This is a genomic window from Maribacter sp. Asnod2-G09 (assembly GCF_045063795.1).
In the GTDB taxonomy this organism is placed as follows: domain Bacteria; phylum Bacteroidota; class Bacteroidia; order Flavobacteriales; family Flavobacteriaceae; genus Maribacter.
The window spans coordinates 368,475-390,970 of sequence record NZ_JBEFOA010000002.1 but is presented as its reverse complement, the minus strand read 5'-3'; the positions used below and the strand labels follow the sequence as shown (position 1 = coordinate 390,970).

The following is a 22,496-nucleotide window of genomic DNA, read 5'->3' as shown; positions in this document are numbered from 1 at the left end:
TTACCCTTGATTATTTTTTACTGTGAAATACAAAAACTAAAATATCTTCACAAACCTTAACACAACTAGCATACCAATTTATATAAAGCACACTTTTTAAACCTCTATAAAACAATACAATACACAAAAAAAAAGTCCAACAATACAAAGCGTATTGTTGGACTTTTAAATATTTAAGTTTTATAAATCTAAACTTCTCTGTTAACGTCCCAACCTTCTAGATAGTCTGCAACAGCTTTTGCGAACATACTACCTAATGCACCGTTTACAACCCTGTGATCATAACTGTGAGATAAGTACATTTTACTACGAATAGCGATTACATCACCTTCTGATGTTTCAATTACCGAAGGAATTTTTCTAATTGCACCAAGTGCTAGAATACCTACTTGCGGCTGATTGATTATTGGAGTTCCAAATACACTACCAAAGGTACCAACATTGGTTACGGTATACGTACCACCTTGTACCTCATCTGGTTTTAAGGCGTTGTTTCTAGAACGATTTGCCAAGTCGTTTACAACCTTAGCAATACCCGTAAGGTTCAATTGGTCTGCATTCTTTATAACAGGAACTATTAAGTTACCATCTGGCAAAGCAGCAGCCATACCTATATTAATATTTTTCTTTTTAATAACAGTATCGCCATCTACAGAAATATTCATCATCGGATATTTCTTTAACGCCTTTGCTACAGCCTCCATAAAAATTGGTGTGAACGTAAATTTCTCACCTTCACTTTTAAAGAATGCATCTTTTATCTTATTACGCCACGTAACAATATTGGTTACATCGACTTCTATAAAACTTTGAACGTGCGCAGATGTCGAAATACTATCGTTCATATGCTTGGCAATCAACTTGCCCATTCTCGTCATTGGTATTACCTCATCGCCACGAGAAACCTGCATTTTAGGTTTTTCTGGTGCCGGTGTATTTGCTTTAGAAACTGGCGGTGTTGAATTTGCAGCTACCGAAGGTTCTGGAGCAGCCACTTTTACAGGAGCTGCAACTGGTTGTGGCGCTTCTACCTTATCTTGAACCACTACTCTTTCTGGAGCGGCAACTTGCTGAGCAGACTTACTTGCTCCGGTTTTAACGTAGCTTAAAATATCATCTTTAGTAACTCTACCATCTTTTCCTGTACCTGATATGGTTTCAAGCACTTCAAAAGAAATACCTTCTTCTTTTGCTATATTTTTAACTAATGGAGAATAGAAACGATCAGAGCTTCCATTTAATTGAACAGTTGAAGTTTCTGCTCTTGCATGTGCCACAGCCGATTCTGCTACAGCAACCATTTCTTCAAGTACCGGTTCTGGTTCCTCAACTACATTAGATGTATTCGAAACATCAGCTACATCTACATCACCACTAATCTGAATAATTGCTACTGTTTGCCCTACTCTGACAATATCATCTACATTAAAGCATTTTTCAATTAAAACGCCATCAACCTCACTCGGCACCTCACTATCAACCTTATCTGTAGCAATTTCAAAAATGGCTTCGTCCATTTCAATCGTATCACCTACCTCTTTTAACCATGACGTTAATGTTGCTTCTGCAACACTCTCTCCCATACGTGGTAGTTTCAATTCAAATTTTGACATATCGATAATTTAAAGCTTGTTTTGTTTATATTTTTTGCAAAAATAATAAAATAAATACCTTTTTATTGACATTTACATGAAATTCAAGAACTAATCTTGCCTCAAAGAGCCTTCAAACGGTACTCTATTCAAAATACTTCTTCCTAAAGTAACCTCATCTGCATATTCTAATTCATCTCCAACAGCAATTCCCCTAGCTATTGTAGAGGTTTTTACATCTAACCCTTCTATCTGTCTGAAGATATAAAAATTGGTCGTATCCCCTTCCATGGTAGAACTCAACGCAAAAATCAACTCCTTTATTACGCCTTTTCTAACTTTATCTACTAGAGTACCGATTTTCAAATTCTGCGGACCAATGCCTTCCATCGGCGATATTTTACCGCCTAGAACATGGTACTTTCCTCTAAATTGACCTGTATTTTCAATTGCCATGACATCTCTAATATCTTCAACAACACAAACTAATGCACTATCTCTTTTAGGGTTGGCACATATTTCGCACATTGTAGTATCTGAAATATTATGGCAATTTTCACAAAACTGTATTTTACCTCTTAAATCTACCAAAGACGAAGAGAGATTTTCTGTACGTTGCTCTGGCTGCTTTAATAAGTGTAATACCAAACGTAATGCAGTACGCTTACCAATACCTGGTAATTGCGAAACTTCATACACTGCGTTTTCCAATAATTTAGATGAGAAATCCATAAGTTTTTGTCGGTATAAATTTACAACTAAACTTGAAAATCAACTCTTACGGTTTTCATAAAATTATTTAACATTTGAAAAATACCAGAAAGATTTTATAAACAATCGCTATTTTACGTAACCAGCTTCAATAACAGTAAGCAACATTGCCAATTTAATAGCTTCTGCACCATTTTCATTAAGCCACCATTCATGAAGTGAATGTGCACCACCGCCAATACCACCTCTACCAATGGTGATTGCCGGTATACCCATAGAAATAGGAATATTACTATTTGTAGAACCCCTAGTAAGACTTGGCTTATAACCAAATAAATTGGTAGCACTTATGGCACGCTGCACTAAAGGAGTGTCTAATGAAAGCTCGCCTGATGGTCTATCGCCAATTTTTATAAGCTCTAATGATATTTCATCATCAATACCTGTATTCTTATATGCCTTTAAAGCAGTTTCCATAGATTCTTTAAAAATGGCTTCAACTTCTTTTAATCGACCACTATCAACAGATCGCATATCAACTTCCATCCAAGATTCAAAAGGAATAGAATTAACCGATGTTCCACCTCCTATTCTACCTATATTAAAACTTGTCTTCGCTCCTTCATCAGTAAATGCTTTAGCATTTACTGTAAACTCTTTTATTGCAAAACCAAGCGCATGATGCGGATTTGCCAATCCGAATGCACCCCATGAATGTCCTCCTTTTCCTTTAAACAGCGCTTTATACCTTACAGAACCTAACCCTGCATTATTAACTCTGCCAACAGTACCACCATCTATAGATATCCATGAATCAATTTTTTGAGCTCCTTCTCTGAACAAATGCTTAACTCCACGTAAATCTCCTAATCCTTCTTCACCAACAGAACCAACGAACCAAACATCAGCCTCAGTACTGACATCTGCTTTCTTCATAGCTTTAAAAATAGCTAGTAACATTGCTAAACCTCTTGTATCATCTCCAACGCCAGGTGCAACCAAGGTATCTCCTTTCTTTACTACTTTTACATTAGTCCCTTCAGGAAAAACGGTATCTAAATGAGCATCTAAGACAATTACTTTACCACCAACTGTTCCTTTTCTTATTGCTATTACATTACCTACTTCATCTATTGAAACTTCATCTAAACCTGCTTCCATAAACATTTCCTTAAATGCTTCTGCCCTCTCAGCTTCCATAAAAGGTGGAGCCGGAATTTCTGTTAACGTAATCAAATCACGTTCTGTTTCATTCTCAATAGCATCTATTACCTCAAAAGCATTTTTTATTTTTTTATCTTTCAGAAGCTTACCGACTGCCTTATCAATTTTCTTGTCCGCAACTACACTCTCTTGCCCCTTTAACACATTACTTAATAGCAAACCGAAAATCAGTAAACCTAAAAAGATTTTATTTTTCAAAAGATGCCCCTTATTCATAATTAATTTTATTTAGAATTTGATATTCGAAAAGGTATCAAAATTAAATAGGTAATAAAATGTAAACCAACTTTATCAGTTCTTAATTAAAGTATTCTCAAATTAAGCTCCAAGATTTTAAGTTATCTCACAAGCTCCTTTAACTTTTTGTAATTTGCCGCAAATTTTACACCATGAACGCCTCTCATATTTTACTTTTAATCTCTGGTTACTTTGTTTTGCTGTTGATTATTTCATATTTCACCGGCAAAAATGATTCTAATGAAGATTTTTTTAAGGCAGGTAAACAGTCACCATGGTATTTAGTTGCATTTGGTATGGTGGGTGCCTCTTTATCTGGAGTAACCTTCATTTCTGTACCAGGCTGGGTAAAGGCATCTGAATTCAGTTACATGCAGGTTGTTTTTGGGTACTTTCTGGGGTATATGGTTACCGCATTTGTATTACTCCCTATTTATTACAAGCAGAATGTAACCTCTATTTATCAGTATTTAGATGATAGATTTGGCTTTGTAAGTTATAAAGTGGGCGCTATTTCATTTTTCATCTCAAGAGTTCTTGGCGCTGCTTTTCGTTTATTTCTAGTAGCTATAGTTCTGCAACAATTCGTGTTTGATGCTTGGAACGTTCCTTTTGAAATTACAGTTATTCTATCCATATTACTAATTTGGATTTATACTTTTAAAGGCGGAATAAAAACAATTGTTTGGACCGATACCTTGCAAACTTTGTTTATGTTGGTATCTGTTGGGTTATCCATTTATTTTATATTGGAAAAGATGGACTGGACTTTCATGGAGTTTCTAAACTCCCCGGAATTAGGACAGTACAGCAAGACCTTTTTCACTGACGACCTTTCTTCTAAAAACCATTTGGTAAAATCATTTTTAGGCGGAATGTTCATTACCATTTGCATGACGGGACTTGATCAAGATATGATGCAAAAAAACCTGACATGTAGAAATTTAGGTGAAGCTCAAAAAAATATGGTCAGCTTCAGCATTGTACTAGTCGTAGTTACTTTTATATTCATGCTCCTTGGTGCATTGCTATTTATTTATGCAGACGCACATAATATAGCGCTACCACTTATGGACGGATCGCCGAAGTCTGATCTATTATTTCCAGAGATAGCATTAAACAGCGGCTTAGGTATAACAGTTGCAGTTACGTTTATGCTCGGTTTAATTGCAGCTGCTTACAGTAGCGCAGACAGCGCCCTTACATCATTAACAACATCCTTTTGTATCGATTTTCTTAATACCGAAAAGAAATCTGAACATGTAGCAAAAAAGACACGTAGAATTACACACATTGGTATGAGCGTTCTGTTAATTCTCGTAGTCATCTCTTTTAAATATATATTGGATAAAAATGTAATTGACGGATTATTAACCGTAGCCTCATATACCTACGGACCACTACTTGGTTTATTCTCTTTCGGAATTTTCACAAAACATCAAGTAAAAGATAAATATGTATGGATCGTTGCGCTAGTTTGCGTATCGATAATTCTCATTTTGGCGAAGTTGCCTAGTGACTATTTTGGTGGTTATATCTTCGGATATGAGCTTTTACCGTTGAATGGTCTGCTAACCTTTGTAGGATTATGGCTCATTCGCAAAAAAAATACCAAAGCCGATACTAACAGTATTACTTAATATTGACCCGTACTTAAAAGCACTAAAGTACAAGCAACATCAACCTCTATATTGCTATTTTCCAGCAGTTTATACAATTCCGGATTTTCTGTACCAGGATTAAAAATTACTCTTTTTGGTCCCAAAGAAATTATACTATTATAATATTCTTCTTGTCTTTTTGGATTTATATATAGGGTAATTGTATGAATATCACTAATTTTGTCTAAATTATTGCTGATATTGACTCCTGAAACCTCACCTTCTCTTAATCCATAAGCCAAGGTTTCAACCCCCGAATCAACCAGTCTATGTATCGCTAAATTGCTATATCGATTTGGTTTTAAGGAGGCTCCGAATACTAGGGTCTTTTTCATGATAAAATAATGTTAAAAATTATATAAACTGTAACTAATCGGACAATATTTCGTCTATTAGTAAAGTTAGATACTCTACGAGTATAAAAAAATTGTTGGTAACGCTATATGTTTATAGTTAATGGTTAGTGTTTAGTATAGCCTATCAGCATTTGAAACCCGGCTTCCAATTCATTTTGGAATGTTCGGGTTTCTTCTTTTTAAAGCTTTTCTAAACTTGTTATATACCCTAAATTATATTGAAAATGAGATAATTACCTATTTCTAGTAACAATAGAACCTTAATGGCGTCTATTACTTTATATAGGGATATTCAATAAAGAAGATTGGTTGGTTTTTTCTTATTGAGTAAAGCTATATAGCACCCATAGCTAAAACTATGGGTGCTTTATTATTACCATCTAATGATGACACTGCCCCAGGTAAAACCACTACCAAATGCAGCTAAAACTACTAAGTCTCCACTTTTTACTTTACCTTCTTCCCATGCCTCTGTAAGCGCTATCGGAATAGATGCAGCTGTAGTATTACCATATTTCATAATATTATTGAAAACCTGGTCATCACTTAACTGAAATTTCTTTTGTATAAATTGAGATATTCTCAAATTAGCTTGATGCGGCACCAATAAATCAATATCGGTCGCATTCAATTTATTTTTCTCCAAACCTTCTACAATAACCTCACTGAAACGAACAACTGCATTTTTAAATACAAATTGACCGTTCATATGCGGATAGTAAGATTCATCGTTAGGATCGTTATCTTCTATGATATCGGTTACCCATCTATTACCCATACCAGGTGCAATTAAAGAAAGTTCTTCTGCATGCTGACCTTCTGAATGTAAATGCGTAGATAAGATACCCTTTGTAGTATCTTCTTCTCTAGTTAATACTGCCGCACCGGCACCATCACCAAAAATTACAGATACTCCCCTACCTCTAGTAGTCATATCCAACCCATGAGAATGTAGCTCCGAACCTATTACAAGTACATTTTTATACATACCCGTTTTTATATACTGATCTGCAATAGATACAGCATAAACAAACCCAGAACATTGGTTACGTACATCTAACGCACCAACGGTTTTAATACCTAAATCTCTTTGCACCAATACACCAGGACCAGGGAAATAATAATCTGGACTCAAAGTAGCAAAAACGATAAAATCAATATCGTCTTTATCAATGCCAGCTCTTTCAATGGCAATTTTCGCTGCTTTTACACCCATAGTTGTGGTGGTGTCGCCATCACCTTTAACTACATGTCTTCTTTCTTTTATACCGGTACGTTCTTGGATCCAGGCATCATTCGTTTCCATCACCTTTGACAAATCATCGTTTGTCACTACGTTATCAGGTACATAATGACCTAAGCCAATTATTTTTGAATTATACATAGTAATATTTTAATCCTGATAAAGTTCAGGTTGAATTAGTGTTGCAATATAAACAACTATTAAGAAATTTTTTTGAAAATATAACAATCATCTATTATTACGAAGGAGCGTGAAATTACAAACTCAAATATTTCTGGTAGTCGTTTACTTTAATATTTGCCTTTAAATCATGAAGAAGATTGTAAAGACCAAAGAAGGTACGGTTCATATACAAAAAGTGCTTTGAACCTCTATTTCCATTCATTTTTCTAATTTGCTTATCAGAAGAGAATTGTTCTCCTAATGCTGCAATTTCACCCCAAAATACCTCATCGCCAAAATCAAAATCATCTTTATGAAAAGGGGATGTGAACAAACTTAACAATTGATGAAATATCGATTTAAAAAATAATATTTCTTCTGGGGTATCATTAGGCATCAGTATTTCAAGCTCGTATAGCTTTTCTGTAAACTTTTCATCATTTGATATCACCTCTGGTCTTGCCAGTTCAAAATACGGCACATAGAAAGAATCTGGCACTTCCTTAATGCAACCAAAATCAATTGCAATAAGCTCTTCATTATCATTCACCAAAAAATTACCGGGGTGCGGATCGGCATGTACTTTTCTTAATCCGTGAATTTGAAACATATAGAAATCCCACAATGCCTGACCTAACTTATCTCCTGTTGCCTGAGAAAAATCAGTTTTTGTAAATTCACTCAAGTGTTTACCGGTCATCCAATCCATTGTAATTATACGTGAACTAGACAGTTCTGTATAATATTTTGGGAAATTAATATTCGGTATTACTGAACATGCTTCGGTAATCTCTTTACTTTGCGCTACTTCTAAAATATAATCTGTCTCTTCTACAAGTTTATTTTCAACTTCCTTGAAATATTTATCTGAATCTTTGCCTTGAAGATTGAACATACGAATAGCAATAGGCTTTACAATCGCCAAATCGCTGCTTATACTTTGTGCTACACCTGGGTACTGAATTTTTACCGCTAAATTTTTACCATCCTTAGTTGCTTTATGTACCTGACCTATACTAGCGGCGTTTATAGAATCTTTATCGAATGTATCAAAAACTTCCTCTGGGTATTTATCCAAATACTTTTTAAAAGTCTTTCTAACTAATGGTGCCGATAAAGGGGGAACTGAAAATTGTGAGAGTGAAAACTTTTCTACATAAGCATTAGGCAGTAAATTTTTCTCCATGCTCAACATCTGTGCAACCTTAAGCGCACTACCCTTCAACGATTTTAATCCGTCATATATATCTGCGGCATTATCTTCGTTCAACTCGTCTTTAGTCGTGTCCGGATTTATGATTTTCTTACCCAAATACTTGGCATAATTACCACCAATCTTAGCTCCGGTTTTCACCAGCTTACTTGCACGCTCTATTTTTCCGGTAGGTATTTTATCAAGTGTTTTCAAATCGTATGATTTAGATTAGGCAAAGGTTTCCTTGTAAAGAAATTTCCCAAAGTCAAGAATATTCTCTAATGGCGTATTATCGAAAACATCAAAAATGGTGTTTACAGATTTTTCAATAGCAACATCTGTTTTTTCAAATGCGGCAGAATCATCCGATTTCCAAAAATTCATTAAAAACATGGTCTGTAACCATGCCCCTTCTGAAAACAATTGCGGGTTGTGTTTCGTAATTTTTAAATTCTTGTCTGCATTTCCATCTGCAATCAAGCCTTTAGAAAATTCCTTAATATTTTTTCTTAGTCCTTTTAACTGCTCCATATTTTTGAACGGGCCAGAAGCACTATCCATTATAAATAAAATATAGCTTCTATTCAATGTCAATACTTCAAAGAAGGTATAGAAAAACGTAAGCATCTTTTCTCTATTTGTAAAATCCTGATACTCTTTATTTTTCTCTATTACACTAACTGTGTTGGTGTAAAATGTTTTCCAAATACCTTTCTTGATGGCATCTATTGATCCAAAATGAAGATAAAAATCTGATTCTTCAATAGCATTTACTTTACAAAATTTGTAGACTGTTTTAGGTAACTTCTCGTTTTCTAAAACGTAGTCCATAAACATTGTTATAATCGTCTCTTTTGTTACTTTTTTGGCTTTTGCAGGCATATCAAATTATTTTTATATAAGGTACGATGCAGATTTCATAGTTAGAAGTTTTCATGAAACATTAGCTTTTATTTAGCAAAAACGTGCTATTTAAAAATAGCACGTTTTCAAAACAACCTAACCAATAAATAATCAACATGTGATTATGCTTAAAATTCTTTTTCATAGCACTTTTTCATAACCACAATACAAATATACATTATGTTTAACGTTTTTCAATATTTCATAAACAAAAATATATGTTAAACTTTTATAGGCAGTAAACTGTCAGTTTGTCACAATAAGCTATTATGGTATTTTTTTTGACCAATAGCAACGAACAATCATTATTAACAATGGCCACACTGACTGTGGCATAAAAAATATAAAAAATGGCAACAGGTAAAATTAATGTGTCCGTAGACAACATTTTTCCACTGATCAAGAAGTTCTTGTACAGTGATCACGAAATTTTTCTAAGAGAATTAATTTCAAATGCAACAGATGCAACCTTAAAAATGAAGCACTTGACCACAATTGGCGAGGCAAAGGTTGAATATGGCAACCCTATTATAGAGGTTAAAGCAGACAAAGAAGGCAAAAAACTACATATCATTGACCAAGGTCTTGGTATGACAGAAGAAGAAGTAAAGAAATACATTAATGAGGTAGCTTTCTCTGGTGCTGAAGAGTTCTTGAACAAGTATGAAGACTCTGCTAAAGATTCAGGAATTATTGGTCATTTTGGACTTGGATTCTATTCTGCATTTATGGTTGCCCATAAAGTAGAGATTATCACCAAGAGTTTTAAAGATGAGCCAGCGGTTCATTGGTCATGTGACGGATCTCCAGAATTTATCATGGAACCAGCAGAAAAAGAAACGCGTGGTACGGAAATCATTCTTCATATCGCAGATGATTCTACCGAGTTTTTAGAAGTTGGTAAAATAAACGAGCTTTTAACAAAGTATAATAAGTTCATGCCTATTCCGATCAAATTTGGAATGAAGACTGAAACTTTACCAAAACCTGAAGGTGCAAAAGAAGAAGATCCTGCGCCAACGCAAGAGGTTGACAATATCATTAACAACCCTAACCCAGCATGGACAAAGCAGCCTGCAGATTTAAAGCCAGAAGACTATAAGAGTTTTTACAGAGAGCTTTACCCAATGCAATTTGAGGAGCCTTTGTTTCATATTCATTTAAATGTAGATTATCCTTTTAACCTTACGGGTATTTTATATTTCCCAAAACTTTCTAACGATTTAAATCAGCAGAAAGATAGAATTCAACTATACCAAAACCAGGTATTCGTTACTGATAACGTTGAAGGTATCGTTCCTGAATTCTTGACCATGTTACGCGGTGTTATAGATTCTCCAGATATTCCGCTAAACGTATCTCGTTCGTATTTACAGGCTGATGGTGCAGTGAAGAAAATATCTTCTTACATCACTAGAAAGGTGGCTGATAAAATGAACTCGCTGTTCAAAAATGATCGTGCCGAGTTTGAAGCAAAATGGAACGATATTAAAATCGTTATTGAATACGGAATGCTTTCTGAAGATAAGTTCTTTGATAAAGCAGATAAGTTTGCACTTTACCCAACCGTAGATGGTTCTTACTTTACGTTTGAAGAGTTGCAAGAGAAAATAAAAGATACACAGACAGACAAAGACGGAAAAACAGTTATTCTTTACGCATCTGACAAAGAAGCACAACACAGTTATATTGAAACTGCAAAGGCTAAAGGTTACGAAGTATTGTTATTAGATTCGCCAATCATCGGTCACTTAATGCAGAAGCTAGAAAGCTCTAAAGAGAATATTTCTTTTGCTCGTGTAGATGCCGATCATATTGACAAATTGATTCAAAAGGAAGAAACTCAAATCTCTAAATTATCTGAAGAAGAAAAAGAGACCTTGAAGAAAGAATTGGAAGAAGCTATTACCGATAAAAGCTTTACAGTTCAATTAGAAGCTATGGATAGCGATTCTTCTCCGTTCACTATTACAGAGCCTGAGTTTATGCGCCGTATGAAAGAAATGCAACAGACTGGCGGTGGCGGTGGTATGTTTGGTATGGGTTCTATGCCAGACATGTACAACCTAATCGTTAATACGAATCACCCACTGGTTAGTGAGTTTCTAAACACAAAGACAGCGAAGAAAAAGGAGCGATTGATCAATCAATCACTTGACTTGGCTAAGTTATCTAAAGGCTTACTTAAAGGTAAAGCTTTAACAGATTTCATTAAGCGTAGCTACGAGATGGTGAAGTAATTTCCATTTCCTATAATCTTAAGAAAAGCCACTACATTTTTTGTAGTGGCTTTTTTGTTAAATGTTGTTATCTTTCAGCATAGAAACTTAGAATTAAATGAGCACCAACTACCGCAGCGTCAATTTCAAAAAGCTACTTGATAAGTTACAACAAGAAAGTTGGCAATTAGAATTAATTATCTCTGGTTTTGCTATTTATGGTTTGTTTGCTGCAAATGAACCTTTAGAATTAAAAGCCGCAGCAAGCTCTGTTACAGAATCGGATCAATTTGGAATACTATGGGCTGTTATTCTTATATGCTGTCAAATATTTACTTTTAACTTGGTCGTACATGTCCTATTAAGAGGGCTATGGATAGGTGCCATAGGCTTAAGATATGTATCTGGTGATATTAATTATAAAACTCTTAATTATTCGGAAAAATTTACATCCTATTTAAAAAGAAAGGTTGGGTCTTTTGATCAATATATTGCCAATCTCGAAACCTATTGTAGTATCATTTTTGCAGCTTCATTTTTAATGATATTTTATGTTATCGGATTCTTTACCGTAACATTTAGTTTCGTTTTAATTACTCAAAGTTTCGAACTTCTTACTTTTCTTCCAAAATGGGCAATACGAACTCTAATTATAGCACTAGTTATACCTTTTATTCTTTCATCGTTAGTAGTTTTTATTGACTTTTTAGGTCAAGGATTTTTGAAAAAGAAAAAATGGACATCAACAATATATTTTCCAATATACTGGGTATTCAGCAAACTAACGTTATCCTTTTTATATCGACCTTTAGCATATAATTTTTTAGATAACAAATTAGGCAAACGCTTAAGTTTTATAATACTCCCTGTATATCTTATAATAGTTACTGTTTCTTCGTTACAATATAGAAATTCGAATTATGTGAATTCTACAAATGATTCTTCTGAATTTCAGATATTAAGTGAGCACTATGATAATTTATCAATCGAAGAAGGGAAATTTATTAACACAGCCTCAATACCTTCAAAAATTATAGAAACTAAATACCTACCTCTTTTCTTAATATATAATGAAGAAATAGAAGATTTTATATTTGACAAAAACAACAACCTAAAACCTGAAGACGACAAAAGAGGTTTTCAATCTTCATTAACCATTGATTTTAAAAGAGGAATGAATGATGCTGCTGGAATAAAAGATTCATTAAATTTAAAAGAATATCTTAAAACAGTAAATGAAATTTACACTATTAAAATAGATTCAAATCAATACCAAAGTGATTTTATAATAAGCTCAAATACTAAAGAAAGATTAGGCTTTGAAACCTATTTAAATATTAAAAAGTTAGATGAGGGAAAACACATTTTAACCATAACAGGTCCTACTAAAGAGAATCCAATGATCGCAAAATCTAAGACCGTTGAGAAAGTATTAGCCACCATCCCATTTTGGTACTTCCCAGAAAATAGCTCATCACAAAACGCCCAAAATACTATCATATTAAAAGACACTTTGACAACCCATTAATACAAATACTCTAATTACTATATTTAGAAATTAGCAAATATGAAGTACAAAAATCTACAGTTAATCATTTACACAAGCTGTTTTCAACCAATTTAGTAACAGTTTGGTCAACTTTAGGTAAACCTTTGATTATAAATACTAGTGCTTTTTTTATCTTCACCACATGAAGGTGATTTCAACGAACATAGGAGATGCAGTAACTTTTGAATGGAACGGCGCCAAAGAGCAAACCGGTATCTTCAAATACCCAACTTCTAAAAGTTTATTTCTAACTAAAAATGATGTTAAAGATGACACTGTAATAGACCGTGTTCACCATGGTGGCACCAACAAAGCATGCTATCTTTTCTCTGCCGACTATTATGATTATTGGAAGAATCTTTACCCAGATTTAGAATGGGATTGGGGTATGTTTGGTGAAAACCTAACCGTAGAAGGTCTTGATGAATCTAAAATTCGTGTCGGCGATATTTATAAATTAGGCAAAGCGCTGGTACAAGTTTCTCAGCCACGTGAGCCTTGCTATAAACTAGGCATCCGTTTTGGAACGCAAAAAATACTTAAAGAATTTATTACCCATAATCATCCAGGTACCTACGTAAAAATACTAGAAGAAGGTCTTGTAGCTGCCGGTGATGAAATGATATTAGTGGAACAATCTGAAAATACATTTACCTCCCAACAATTTTATGAATTGATGTTCGCAAAAGAAAAATCAAAAGATTTGCTGGAACTATTCATGACCAACGAAGCTGTACCGCAATATAAAAAGGACAGGTTCAAGAAATACCTATAATATTTTAATATTCAATTCAATGAAAAAATTAGTTATACTACTTGCCCTAACTATTGGGCTACATACGCAAGCGCAACTAAGAACGAACGGCGAAATTTCTACCAACCCCACGGTACATAATATTGGATTTATAACCTTATTGGCTCATTATTATGATGACGGATTAAAATTGAATCCATTAAACGCTACTTTTCAAGGTGATAATAGATACAATGATACTTTACCAAATTTCCTTTCTGATAGCTACAAGAAAGAACTGGTCAACTATTACCAAACTTATTTAGAAAAAGCGGAGAAATTTGACAATGCCCAACTTTCTGAAAGTGAGCTCATGTCTAAAGCTATTTTTAAATGGGAATGCGAAGTCAATTTAGAGGGACTCGCATTTGAGCAGTATACGCCGATAGATCAAATGTGGTCGATGAATTTAATGATGGGGCAATTAGCTGGTGGCACAAGCGCACAACCTTTTAAGACGACCGATGATTATATAAATTGGAGCAAACGTTTAGAAGATTATGAAGTGTGGTTACACTCCGCTAAATCTAAAATGGAAGCGGGTATTCAGGCTAAAAATGTATTACCGAAATCTTTAATCAAAAAAGTATTACCTCAACTGGCTAGTGTTGCCGATACTGAACTTGAAGACAACTTATTTTACAGTCCGATTAAAAACTTCCCTACTGATTTTTCTGACTCTGATAAGCAAAGATTAACTGAAGTTTATACAGCTGTTATTACCAATAAAATTATTCCGGCATATAAAGAATTGCATGATTTTATGGCTACCGAATATTTAAATGCAGGTAGAGAAACTAGCGGCATACAAGGCATACCAGATGGCGATGCATACTATGCTCATCAAATTAAATTGTATACCACAACAAATATGACGGCTGCAGAGATCCATGAAATAGGATTAAAAGAAGTGGCTAGAATTAGTGCTGAAATGGAAGCTGTTAAAAAAGAGGTCGGATTCAAAGGGGACTTAAAAGCATTCTTTACCGAAGTACGCGACAAAAAAGAATTGATGCCTTTTAAGGATCCACAAGAGGTTGTTGATAATTTCAACGCAATTCATAAAAGAATGATGCCTAAGGTAAATGCGTTATTCAGTAAGCAGCCAAAAACTCCTTTTGAGGTAAGACGCACAGAGGCTTTTAGAGAGGCTTCCGCTAGTGCAGAATATAACCCTGGTTCTTTAGACGGTACAAGACCTGGTATATTTTATGTTCCCATACCAGATGTAACTTCGTACAACACATATTCTGATGAAGATTTATTCTTGCACGAAGCAATACCTGGTCACCATTTTCAAGTTTCGCTTACTCAAGAAAATGAAGATTTACCAGAATTCAGAAAGACACTATGGTATAGTGCCTATGGCGAAGGTTGGGCTTTGTACACAGAGTCTTTAGGTAAAGAATTAGGTCTATACACAGATCCATATCAATATTTCGGAATGCTGGGAGCTGAAATGCACCGTGCCGTTCGTTTGGTGGTAGACACCGGTTTACATTCAAAAGGTTGGTCTAGAGAAAAAGCAATTCAGTATTCTTTAGATAATGAAGCAGAATCTGAAGCTGGTATTACCGCAGAAATTGAAAGATATATGGCTAATCCTGGTCAGGCATTATCCTATAAAATTGGTCAACTGAAAATCATGGAACTTCGTGCTAAAGCTGAAGCTAGTCTAGGTAAAGATTTTGATATTAAAGTTTTTCACGAAAAGGTGCTAGAAGTTGGTTGTGTACCATTAGCGTTGCTTGAAGAAAAAATAATGAATTGGATCTCGGCGAATACCAAAGCGTAATTAGATAAAAGAATACTTATGATTTATCCGTGGCATTTATATCTAATGGGCGCAATCTACATTTTTGCGGGCATTATGCATTTCATTAAACCTAAGGTATATCTTAGAATTATGCCTCGATACCTTCCTTTTCACAAACCTTTGGTTCTACTAAGTGGTGTGGGTGAGATTTTATTAGGTATTGGACTTTTTTTTAAAGAGACAAAAAACCTTTCCATTTATGGTATTATTGCTATGCTAGCCGTATTCTTATTGGTGCACTTTTATATGTTGTCTAGCGAAAAGGCAAGTGCAGGATTACCAAAGTGGGCACTTTTACTGAGATTGCCAATACAATTTGCTTTAATGTATTGGGCTTTTATGTACTTAAAATTATAGCAAAAAAAAAGGGGACGCTCCCGTCCCCTTCTTAAATCAACTTAAATCAACTTAATTAACAACAAACTCTTCAGTATATGTTTTACCTGCAGACTTAACGGTTACCGTGTAAGTTCCTGGAAAAGCATCTGTGAAATTGAATGCTTTCTCAACAATCAACTCATCTGCAACCTCTTGTGTAAATACTGTTCTACTTTCTGTATCGTAAATCTTGATAGACATATCTGCTCTATCTAAGTTTAAATAGTTCATGAAGATCATATTATCAGTCTTTCTAAAGAAAGGCTTGATTTCTTCATCAGATTCTACGATTTTCACATTATCGTTATCTAAAACGATTGTATATGAATATGCTGTCATATTATCATCGGCAGATAAGTAGTATACTCCGTCTACCAAATCTTTAAGATTTAATTTCTTGCTAAACTGACCTTCGGTCATTTTTTCTGAATAAATAACATTTAAATCAGAATCCATTAACTTAACCTGTACACCATTAATAGATGCATCCATTGTTAAAACCACACTCTTGGCTTTACCCGCAGATAATAGGTTTAATTTTGGCTCTCTTGCCATGCCTGCTACTGTAGCTAACATAAAGGCAACAACTGTTGTGAATTTTACTAGGTTTTTCATAATATAAATTATTTAAGGGTTAATGATAATTTACACTACAAACATACAGCCGTTATAAAGCTCTCACTACATCATATTTTCCCTATTTGTGTGCTATTTTAACCACTACACATATCGATTATTACCCTATGGTTAAGATTCCACATATTTTAGTTAATTTTGCAAAGAACATACAAATTAGAAGGTTTAATTTTATAGAATAATCCCCTAATATCATGGTAAAACAAAAACCTACATTCGAAGCTATCAAACCAGATTTCGGTCATTCTTTTACTTATCAGAAGTTTGATGAACATAAATTGAATAAAAATAATCTTTGGCATTACCACCCAGAACTTGAGTTGGTATATGTTAACGGTGGCTCTGGTAAAAGACAAATTGGTAGTCATGTATCATATTATACGAACGGTGACCTTATATTAATAGGTAGTAATCTACCTCATTGCGGCTTTACAGATGCCCTTACCGGTAATACTAGTGAAACAGTTGTTCAAATGAAGTTAGATTTCTTAGGACCAGATTTCTTTGACCTTCCTGAAATGAAGAAAATAGCGAGCTTGTTTAATAGCGCTAGTGGCGGAATTGCCTTTTCTGGTAAGACAAAACGAAAAATAGGAGACAAAATGGAGGTTTTAGAATATCAAACCGATTTTCAAAGGCTACTTTCTATCCTTAATATATTGAATGAATTAGGAAATTCAGAAGATATGCGATTATTGAATGCGGAAGGATTTTCATTTACTACCGATGTAAAAGATAATGACCGTATTAATATTGTATTCAATCACGTTAAAAATAATTTTAGAGAAGAACTTACGCTAGAAGAGATATCTTCTATGGTGAGTATGACCATACCATCTTTCTGTAGGTACTTTAAAAAAATTACGAATAAAACGTACATACAATTCGTTAACGAATATCGTTTAGTACACGCCTCTAAACTTTTGGCAGAAAAACCAATGAGTATAACAGAGGTTTGTTTTGAATGCGGATTTAATAACTTCTCTCACTTTAATAAATCGTTCAAAGCATTTACCGGGCAAAATCCGTCAGAGTACAGGAACGAGTTAAAGAATGTTTTGGTGTAACTTTTATACCTTATATATAGTAATCAAATTTTAAAGCTTCTAGATGGTATATTCAACTCCCATTTAGAAGCTTTCTTTTTTTGCTCTATTCTTTTTGAGTTATAAAAAAAACGGATACGTGTTCTTCTCTATTTATGATCATGTATTATCTTTATACGGCTATGATTAAAGAATTTACAGAAAGAGAATTAGATCGCATTATTGAGATGGCATGGGAAGACCGTACGCCATTTGAAGCCATTACTTTTCAATTTGGTATTAGCGAACAAGAGACTATCGAAGTCATGCGTCGCGAAATGAAACCAAGTAGTTTTAGAATGTGGCGCAAACGTGTTCAAGGTCGCGCCACAAAGCATGCTAAATTAAGATCCGATGAAATGGACCGATTTAGATGTTCTAGACAACGCAACATTACTGGAAATAAAATATCTAAACGATAATTATTTAAATGCCTCGTTCAACACTGCAGCAAGGCGAACTCCGCCTTTTTGTAATTGATCGGCAGCAGTATCCCACCAATCATAACTGTATCGGTAGCTTAATTTTTCGCCAGGCTCTACGGATGCATAAACTTTCTCTGCCAATAGATGAGATTCTTCTACCCAATCAAGCAAACTTCCGCTTTGTAGAAATTTAATTTGCTCTTTAGACATTTCAGGGTATTCAGTAGCGAGTTCTGTAAAACTCATTCCGTTTTCGTTGATCATATTAGAATCCCAAACCCTATGTAAGTTGGTACCACTACCAAACCATTGTAACTGTATATCATTACCACCTTTATCCTCGGATCTACCAACATGCATAGGTTGGTGTAAATCTCCAATTAAATGAACTAGAAATTTTAAATAGAAAGCTTTATCCTCTTTGCTACTCTTTTCGTCTTTTATAATTTCTAAACAGGTATTGACCCCTTGTACCAAATCGCCATATTCGTTCTTCTCAATTTCTGCATATGTCTTACCAAAAGGAATATTTACATAATGCCACGCACTGAATTTGCGATAGGCACGGTCAGATTTTATTTCATCGCCAAAATTGGCTACGGCAGCTAAACTCTCTCCGTTTAACAAACTTTCAATGGCACGTTTTGCCTTTTTACTCAAATGCTGCTCAGCTACTTCACCAACAACTCTATGCCCGGTTTTGGACCAATACATATCATTTGCAAAGGTGAAATTCGTTACCAAAAACAATAAAATAATACAATTCTTCATCACTAAAATTTTATCCAAAAATAGTACATCGAACTTTAAGGCATTGTTAAAACTTGGTAAGATTAAATTTATATCTGAACTTGCGTACATGAAGAAGAAGAGGAGAAAACCATCTAAACGAAAATTAGGTATTCGTAAAATAATCGGCTTAGGTATACTAGGTCTTTTTGCGCTATTTATCATATTTATAGGTAGTGTCAACTTAGGCTTATGGGGTAAAATTCCTTCTAAAAAAGAGCTTTCTAATTTTCAATACCAAATGGCTTCTGAAGTTTATTCGGCAGATAGTGTATTAATCGGTAAATATTATTTGTACGACAGGCAACCTGTTGCTTTTACCGATTTTCCAGAAGATTTGATTCACGCATTAATTGCAATTGAAGATGAGCGTTTTTACGAACACTCTGGTGTTGACATTAGAAGTTTAATTAGAGTCGGTTTCAAAACAGTTCTTTTGGGCGACAACTCTTCTGGTGGTGGTAGTACGCTTACGCAACAGTTAGCTAAAAATCTCTACCCTAGAAAAGAGCGAAATAAAACCAATATTGTAGTCGATAAGGTGAAAGAAATGATCATCGCCAAAAGGCTAGAGAAGATTTTTACGAAAAACGAGATTATTACCAATTATCTAAATACCGTTTCTTTTGGTGATAACACCTTTGGTATTGAAAGTGCCGCTCTTAAATTTTTCAACGCTAGAACTAAAGATATAACCGCCACCCAAGCTGCTACTTTGGTAGGTATGCTAAAAGCTACTTATGGCTATAACCCAAGAATATTCCCTGAAAAAAGCTTGGGCAGACGTAATTTGGTATTGCGTGCCATGTATAACAATGATTTTATCTCAGAAGAACAGGTCGCTAATTATTCTCAAGAAAGCCTTAATCTAGACTACAGAGAATTTGACTACAATGCCGGAATTGCGCCTTACTTCAGGGAAGAAGTTCGTAAAGAAATGCTTCGCTGGATTGCCGAGCAAAAGGATGATACCGATTATAATATCTATACATCGGGATTAAAAATTTACACTACCCTAAACTATAAAATGCAAAAATTGGCTGAAGAAGCCATGGTAACACACATGACCAAACTGCAACATAGTTTTGAAAAAAGTTATGGATCTAATGCACCATGGCTAAAAGACAAAAAGTTGATGGAAAAAATAGCCAAGCGGACACCCATGTATAAAAGATTACAGAAATCGGGCTTGTCGCATGCAAAAATCATAGATAGCTTATCTAATGACAAACAATCGAGGATTTTCAATTCATGGGACGGTGATAAAGAAATTACCGCCAGTACTATGGATAGTATTCAGCATTATACCAAATTCTTAAATACGGGTTCTTTAGCTGTAGATCCTACTAATGGTGATATCTTGGTATGGATTGGCGGTATCAATTTTGAACAATATAAGTATAATCATATTTCGCAAAGCAAACGCCAAGTCGGTTCTACATTCAAACCCATTGTGTACACAACTGCTGTGGAACAAGGTGTTTCGCCATGTACCTATTTCTCTGCCGAAGAAATTGAATATGATAATCTAAAAGGTTGGTCACCTTCTAATTCTGGCAATAAAGATGAAGCGTACCTCAACTATTCTATGGAAGAAGGGCTGAGTAATTCTATCAATACCATTGCTGTAAAAGTATTGGAACAAACTGGTATTGGCAATGTTTTAGATATGGCAAAAAGCATGGGTATAGAAGATAAATTACCCAATGAAGCTTCTATAGCTCTAGGTACAGGTGAAATCAAAATCATCGATTTGGCACAAGCGTATACCAGTTATGCGAATAATGGAAAGCATATTCAACCGATTTTAATCAAAAGCATATCTAACCACAAAGACTCCGTTTTAGTGGAATTTAAGTCCGAATTAAACGAAAAAGCCGCTTTTTCTACAGAAACTAGTCAAATAATGATTGAAATGATGAAATCTACTGTCAATTCTGGAACGGCAGCTAGACTTCGAAATACATACGGACTCAAAAATGACATTGCGGGTAAAACCGGTACTACCCAAAATAATAAAGATGCTTGGTTTGTTGCCTTGACGCCGAAACTAGTACATATTACTTGGGTTGGTTTAGACCAACATGAAATCGGATTCAGCAATACAAGTATTGGGCAAGGTGCAAATGCCGCTCTACCCCTATTCGCATTATGGATGCAAGAATTGAACAAAGACAAAGATTTTGATATCTACACCAAAACTAATTTTCCGAAACCTTCTGCTTCCGTATTAGAGGCGCTGGACTGCGACCCTGTTAAGCGTGACGGTTTCTTCAAACGTCTCTTTAAAAATCCGAATAAAAAGAAGAACAAAAAATTTAATGGATAATCGATTTTTCATTCAAATTTTACCTCGATCGTAATTTGTATTATTTAATTTGATATATTTATGATATCATTTTAATATCATAAATTATGAAAATAGAGAAAATTCACAAAGCACAAAATGGCTATATAATGCTTTTTGTAGTCTTAGTACTATTAGTTGGGGGTATTGCACTTCTTAGAATCTATGTTGGTGCCTTTATGATTTTTGCCGCATTATTTATGTGTGCAGGGTTTGTATTGGTGAATCCGAATAGCTCAAGAGTTTTACTTCTATTTGGTAAATATGTAGGTACAATTAAAGAGAATGGCCTGTTTTGGGCGAATCCTTTATACACTAAAAAAAGAATTTCATTAAGAGCTAGTAATTTTGATAGCGAACGATTAAAGGTCAATGATAAACTGGGTAACCCAGTTATGATCAGTACCATTCTTGTTTGGCGTGTTACCAATACCTACAAAGCTGCTTTCGATGTTGATGATTATCAAAATTTTGTACGTGTACAGACCGATGCCGCCGTTCGAAAGCTTGCAAGTATGTACCCTTATGACAATTTTGCAGATGAAGGACTTGATGAAGATATTACACTGAGGTCAAGTGTTAATGAAGTTAGTGAAGCGTTAGAGAAAGAACTGCAAGAGCGCCTTTCTATGGCAGGTATAGAGGTCTTGGAAGCTCGTATTGGGTATTTAGCATATGCGCAAGAAATAGCAAATGCCATGCTGCGAAGACAACAGGCTACAGCCATTGTTGCTGCAAGACATAAAATAGTTGAAGGTGCAGTAAGTATGGTAGAAATGGCTTTAGAAGAGTTGAGTAAAAAGAATTTGGTAGCTTTAGATGACGAAAGAAAATCTGCAATGGTCAGCAACCTAATGGTCGTTCTATGTTCAGATAAAGATGTTTCACCTATTGTAAATACTGGCACCTTAAACCATTAGACTAGGGCTACAATTCATATTTTTGTTATTAGATGAGTAAGAAAAAACCTTTTGCACTACGTGTCAACGAAGAAATGCTGCAGGCTATTGAAAAATGGGCTGCAGATGAGTTTCGTAGTACCAATGGGCAAATAGAGTGGATCTTAATGAAAGCTTTAAAAGAGGCAAAAAGAGAACCCAAATCAAATAAACCAAAATGAGTTTGGCATTTTTTTAACAAAACAAAATCTTAAATTTGGTCATCTACCAAACTAT

At 34.7% G+C, this 22,496-nt stretch carries 20 protein-coding genes; 11 read left to right on the top strand and 9 right to left on the bottom strand.

All coding sequences use genetic code 11. From position 1 onward, the window contains the following. Positions 1–188: 188 nt before the first annotated feature. The 3 genes from ACJJVT_RS01700 to ACJJVT_RS01690 form a co-directional block, all read right to left on the bottom strand. The gene (locus ACJJVT_RS01700) at positions 189–1,613 is read right to left on the bottom strand and encodes a dihydrolipoamide acetyltransferase family protein (protein WP_405395922.1); all 1,425 of its coding nucleotides are present in this window, start codon (positions 1,611–1,613) and stop codon (positions 189–191) included. A 90-nt stretch (positions 1,614–1,703) separates the two neighbouring features. After that, positions 1,704–2,324, bottom strand: coding sequence for a recombination mediator RecR (gene recR / locus ACJJVT_RS01695; protein ID WP_405395919.1), 621 nt, complete (start codon positions 2,322–2,324; stop codon positions 1,704–1,706). A gap of 108 nt (positions 2,325–2,432) precedes the next feature. Beyond that, on the bottom strand, positions 2,433–3,743 hold the full coding sequence (locus ACJJVT_RS01690) for a M20/M25/M40 family metallo-hydrolase (RefSeq protein ID WP_405395916.1): 1,311 nt from the start codon (positions 3,741–3,743) through the stop codon (positions 2,433–2,435). Between the two features lie 173 nt (positions 3,744–3,916). Between ACJJVT_RS01690 and ACJJVT_RS01685 the strand changes: the two genes are divergently transcribed. Then, positions 3,917–5,404 carry a sodium:solute symporter gene (locus tag ACJJVT_RS01685; RefSeq protein WP_405395914.1) on the top strand — a complete coding sequence of 496 codons (1,488 nt, stop codon included), beginning with the start codon at positions 3,917–3,919 and terminating at the stop codon, positions 5,402–5,404. On the opposite strand, the gene ACJJVT_RS01680 is transcribed toward ACJJVT_RS01685, so the two are convergent. The 4 genes from ACJJVT_RS01680 to ACJJVT_RS01665 form a co-directional block, all read right to left on the bottom strand. Then, complete coding sequence (locus tag ACJJVT_RS01680) at positions 5,401–5,760, bottom strand: CoA-binding protein (protein WP_405395912.1); 360 nt, start codon at positions 5,758–5,760, stop codon at positions 5,401–5,403. The two genes, ACJJVT_RS01685 and ACJJVT_RS01680, sit on opposite strands and share 4 nt — an antisense overlap. Positions 5,761–6,154: 394 nt before the next feature. Next, on the bottom strand, positions 6,155–7,165 hold the full coding sequence (locus ACJJVT_RS01675) for a 3-oxoacyl-ACP synthase III family protein (RefSeq protein ID WP_405395909.1): 1,011 nt from the start codon (positions 7,163–7,165) through the stop codon (positions 6,155–6,157). Positions 7,166–7,280: 115 nt separating this feature from the next. Further along, the gene (locus ACJJVT_RS01670) at positions 7,281–8,594 is read right to left on the bottom strand and encodes an ABC1 kinase family protein (RefSeq protein ID WP_405395907.1); all 1,314 of its coding nucleotides are present in this window, start codon (positions 8,592–8,594) and stop codon (positions 7,281–7,283) included. A 15-nt stretch (positions 8,595–8,609) separates the two neighbouring features. Beyond that, a complete protein-coding gene (locus ACJJVT_RS01665) occupies positions 8,610–9,263 on the bottom strand; it encodes a TetR family transcriptional regulator C-terminal domain-containing protein (RefSeq protein WP_405395906.1) in 654 nt (217 codons plus the stop codon). A 371-nt stretch (positions 9,264–9,634) separates the two neighbouring features. Between ACJJVT_RS01665 and htpG the strand changes: the two genes are divergently transcribed. The 5 genes from htpG (at position 9,635) to ACJJVT_RS01640 (ending at position 16,018) form a co-directional block, all read left to right on the top strand. Next, the gene (gene htpG, locus ACJJVT_RS01660) at positions 9,635–11,524 is read left to right on the top strand and encodes a molecular chaperone HtpG (RefSeq protein ID WP_405395903.1); all 1,890 of its coding nucleotides are present in this window, start codon (positions 9,635–9,637) and stop codon (positions 11,522–11,524) included. 97 nt (positions 11,525–11,621) lie between these two features. Beyond that, positions 11,622–13,031 (top strand): hypothetical protein, encoded by a 1,410-nt coding sequence (locus tag ACJJVT_RS01655; protein WP_405395901.1) that lies wholly within the window; start codon positions 11,622–11,624, stop codon positions 13,029–13,031. A 163-nt stretch (positions 13,032–13,194) separates the two neighbouring features. Then, positions 13,195–13,827, top strand: coding sequence for an MOSC domain-containing protein (locus ACJJVT_RS01650; protein WP_405395898.1), 633 nt, complete (start codon positions 13,195–13,197; stop codon positions 13,825–13,827). Between the two features lie 19 nt (positions 13,828–13,846). Next, positions 13,847–15,640 (top strand): DUF885 domain-containing protein, encoded by a 1,794-nt coding sequence (locus tag ACJJVT_RS01645; RefSeq protein WP_405395897.1) that lies wholly within the window; start codon positions 13,847–13,849, stop codon positions 15,638–15,640. Between the two features lie 18 nt (positions 15,641–15,658). Beyond that, positions 15,659–16,018, top strand: a complete 360-nt coding sequence (locus ACJJVT_RS01640; protein WP_405395895.1) for a MauE/DoxX family redox-associated membrane protein — start codon at positions 15,659–15,661, stop codon at positions 16,016–16,018. Between the two features lie 51 nt (positions 16,019–16,069). Here ACJJVT_RS01640 and ACJJVT_RS01635 read toward each other — a convergent pair whose 3' ends face one another. Then, on the bottom strand, positions 16,070–16,654 hold the full coding sequence (locus ACJJVT_RS01635; RefSeq protein WP_299324722.1) for a hypothetical protein: 585 nt from the start codon (positions 16,652–16,654) through the stop codon (positions 16,070–16,072). A 215-nt stretch (positions 16,655–16,869) separates the two neighbouring features. Between ACJJVT_RS01635 and ACJJVT_RS01630 the strand changes: the two genes are divergently transcribed. Together ACJJVT_RS01630 and ACJJVT_RS01625 are read left to right on the top strand one after the other, a co-directional pair. Continuing rightward, positions 16,870–17,742 carry an AraC family transcriptional regulator gene (locus ACJJVT_RS01630; protein WP_405395893.1) on the top strand — a complete coding sequence of 291 codons (873 nt, stop codon included), beginning with the start codon at positions 16,870–16,872 and terminating at the stop codon, positions 17,740–17,742. A gap of 161 nt (positions 17,743–17,903) precedes the next feature. After that, entirely contained in the window at positions 17,904–18,182 is a 279-nt protein-coding gene (locus tag ACJJVT_RS01625) for a TIGR03643 family protein (RefSeq protein ID WP_133673511.1), read from the top strand. On the opposite strand, the gene ACJJVT_RS01620 is transcribed toward ACJJVT_RS01625, so the two are convergent. After that, entirely contained in the window at positions 18,183–18,956 is a 774-nt protein-coding gene (locus tag ACJJVT_RS01620; RefSeq protein WP_405395891.1) for a S1/P1 nuclease, read from the bottom strand. Positions 18,957–19,044: 88 nt separating this feature from the next. On the opposite strand from ACJJVT_RS01620, the gene ACJJVT_RS01615 reads away from it, so the two are divergent. The 3 genes from ACJJVT_RS01615 (at position 19,045) to ACJJVT_RS01605 (ending at position 22,441) form a co-directional block, all read left to right on the top strand. Further along, entirely contained in the window at positions 19,045–21,303 is a 2,259-nt protein-coding gene (locus ACJJVT_RS01615) for a transglycosylase domain-containing protein (RefSeq protein ID WP_405395889.1), read from the top strand. 86 nt (positions 21,304–21,389) lie between these two features. Then, a complete protein-coding gene (locus ACJJVT_RS01610) occupies positions 21,390–22,241 on the top strand; it encodes an SPFH domain-containing protein (RefSeq protein WP_405395887.1) in 852 nt (283 codons plus the stop codon). A gap of 32 nt (positions 22,242–22,273) precedes the next feature. Next, on the top strand, positions 22,274–22,441 hold the full coding sequence (locus tag ACJJVT_RS01605) for an Arc family DNA-binding protein (RefSeq protein ID WP_073245861.1): 168 nt from the start codon (positions 22,274–22,276) through the stop codon (positions 22,439–22,441). Positions 22,442–22,496 lie beyond the last annotated feature (55 nt).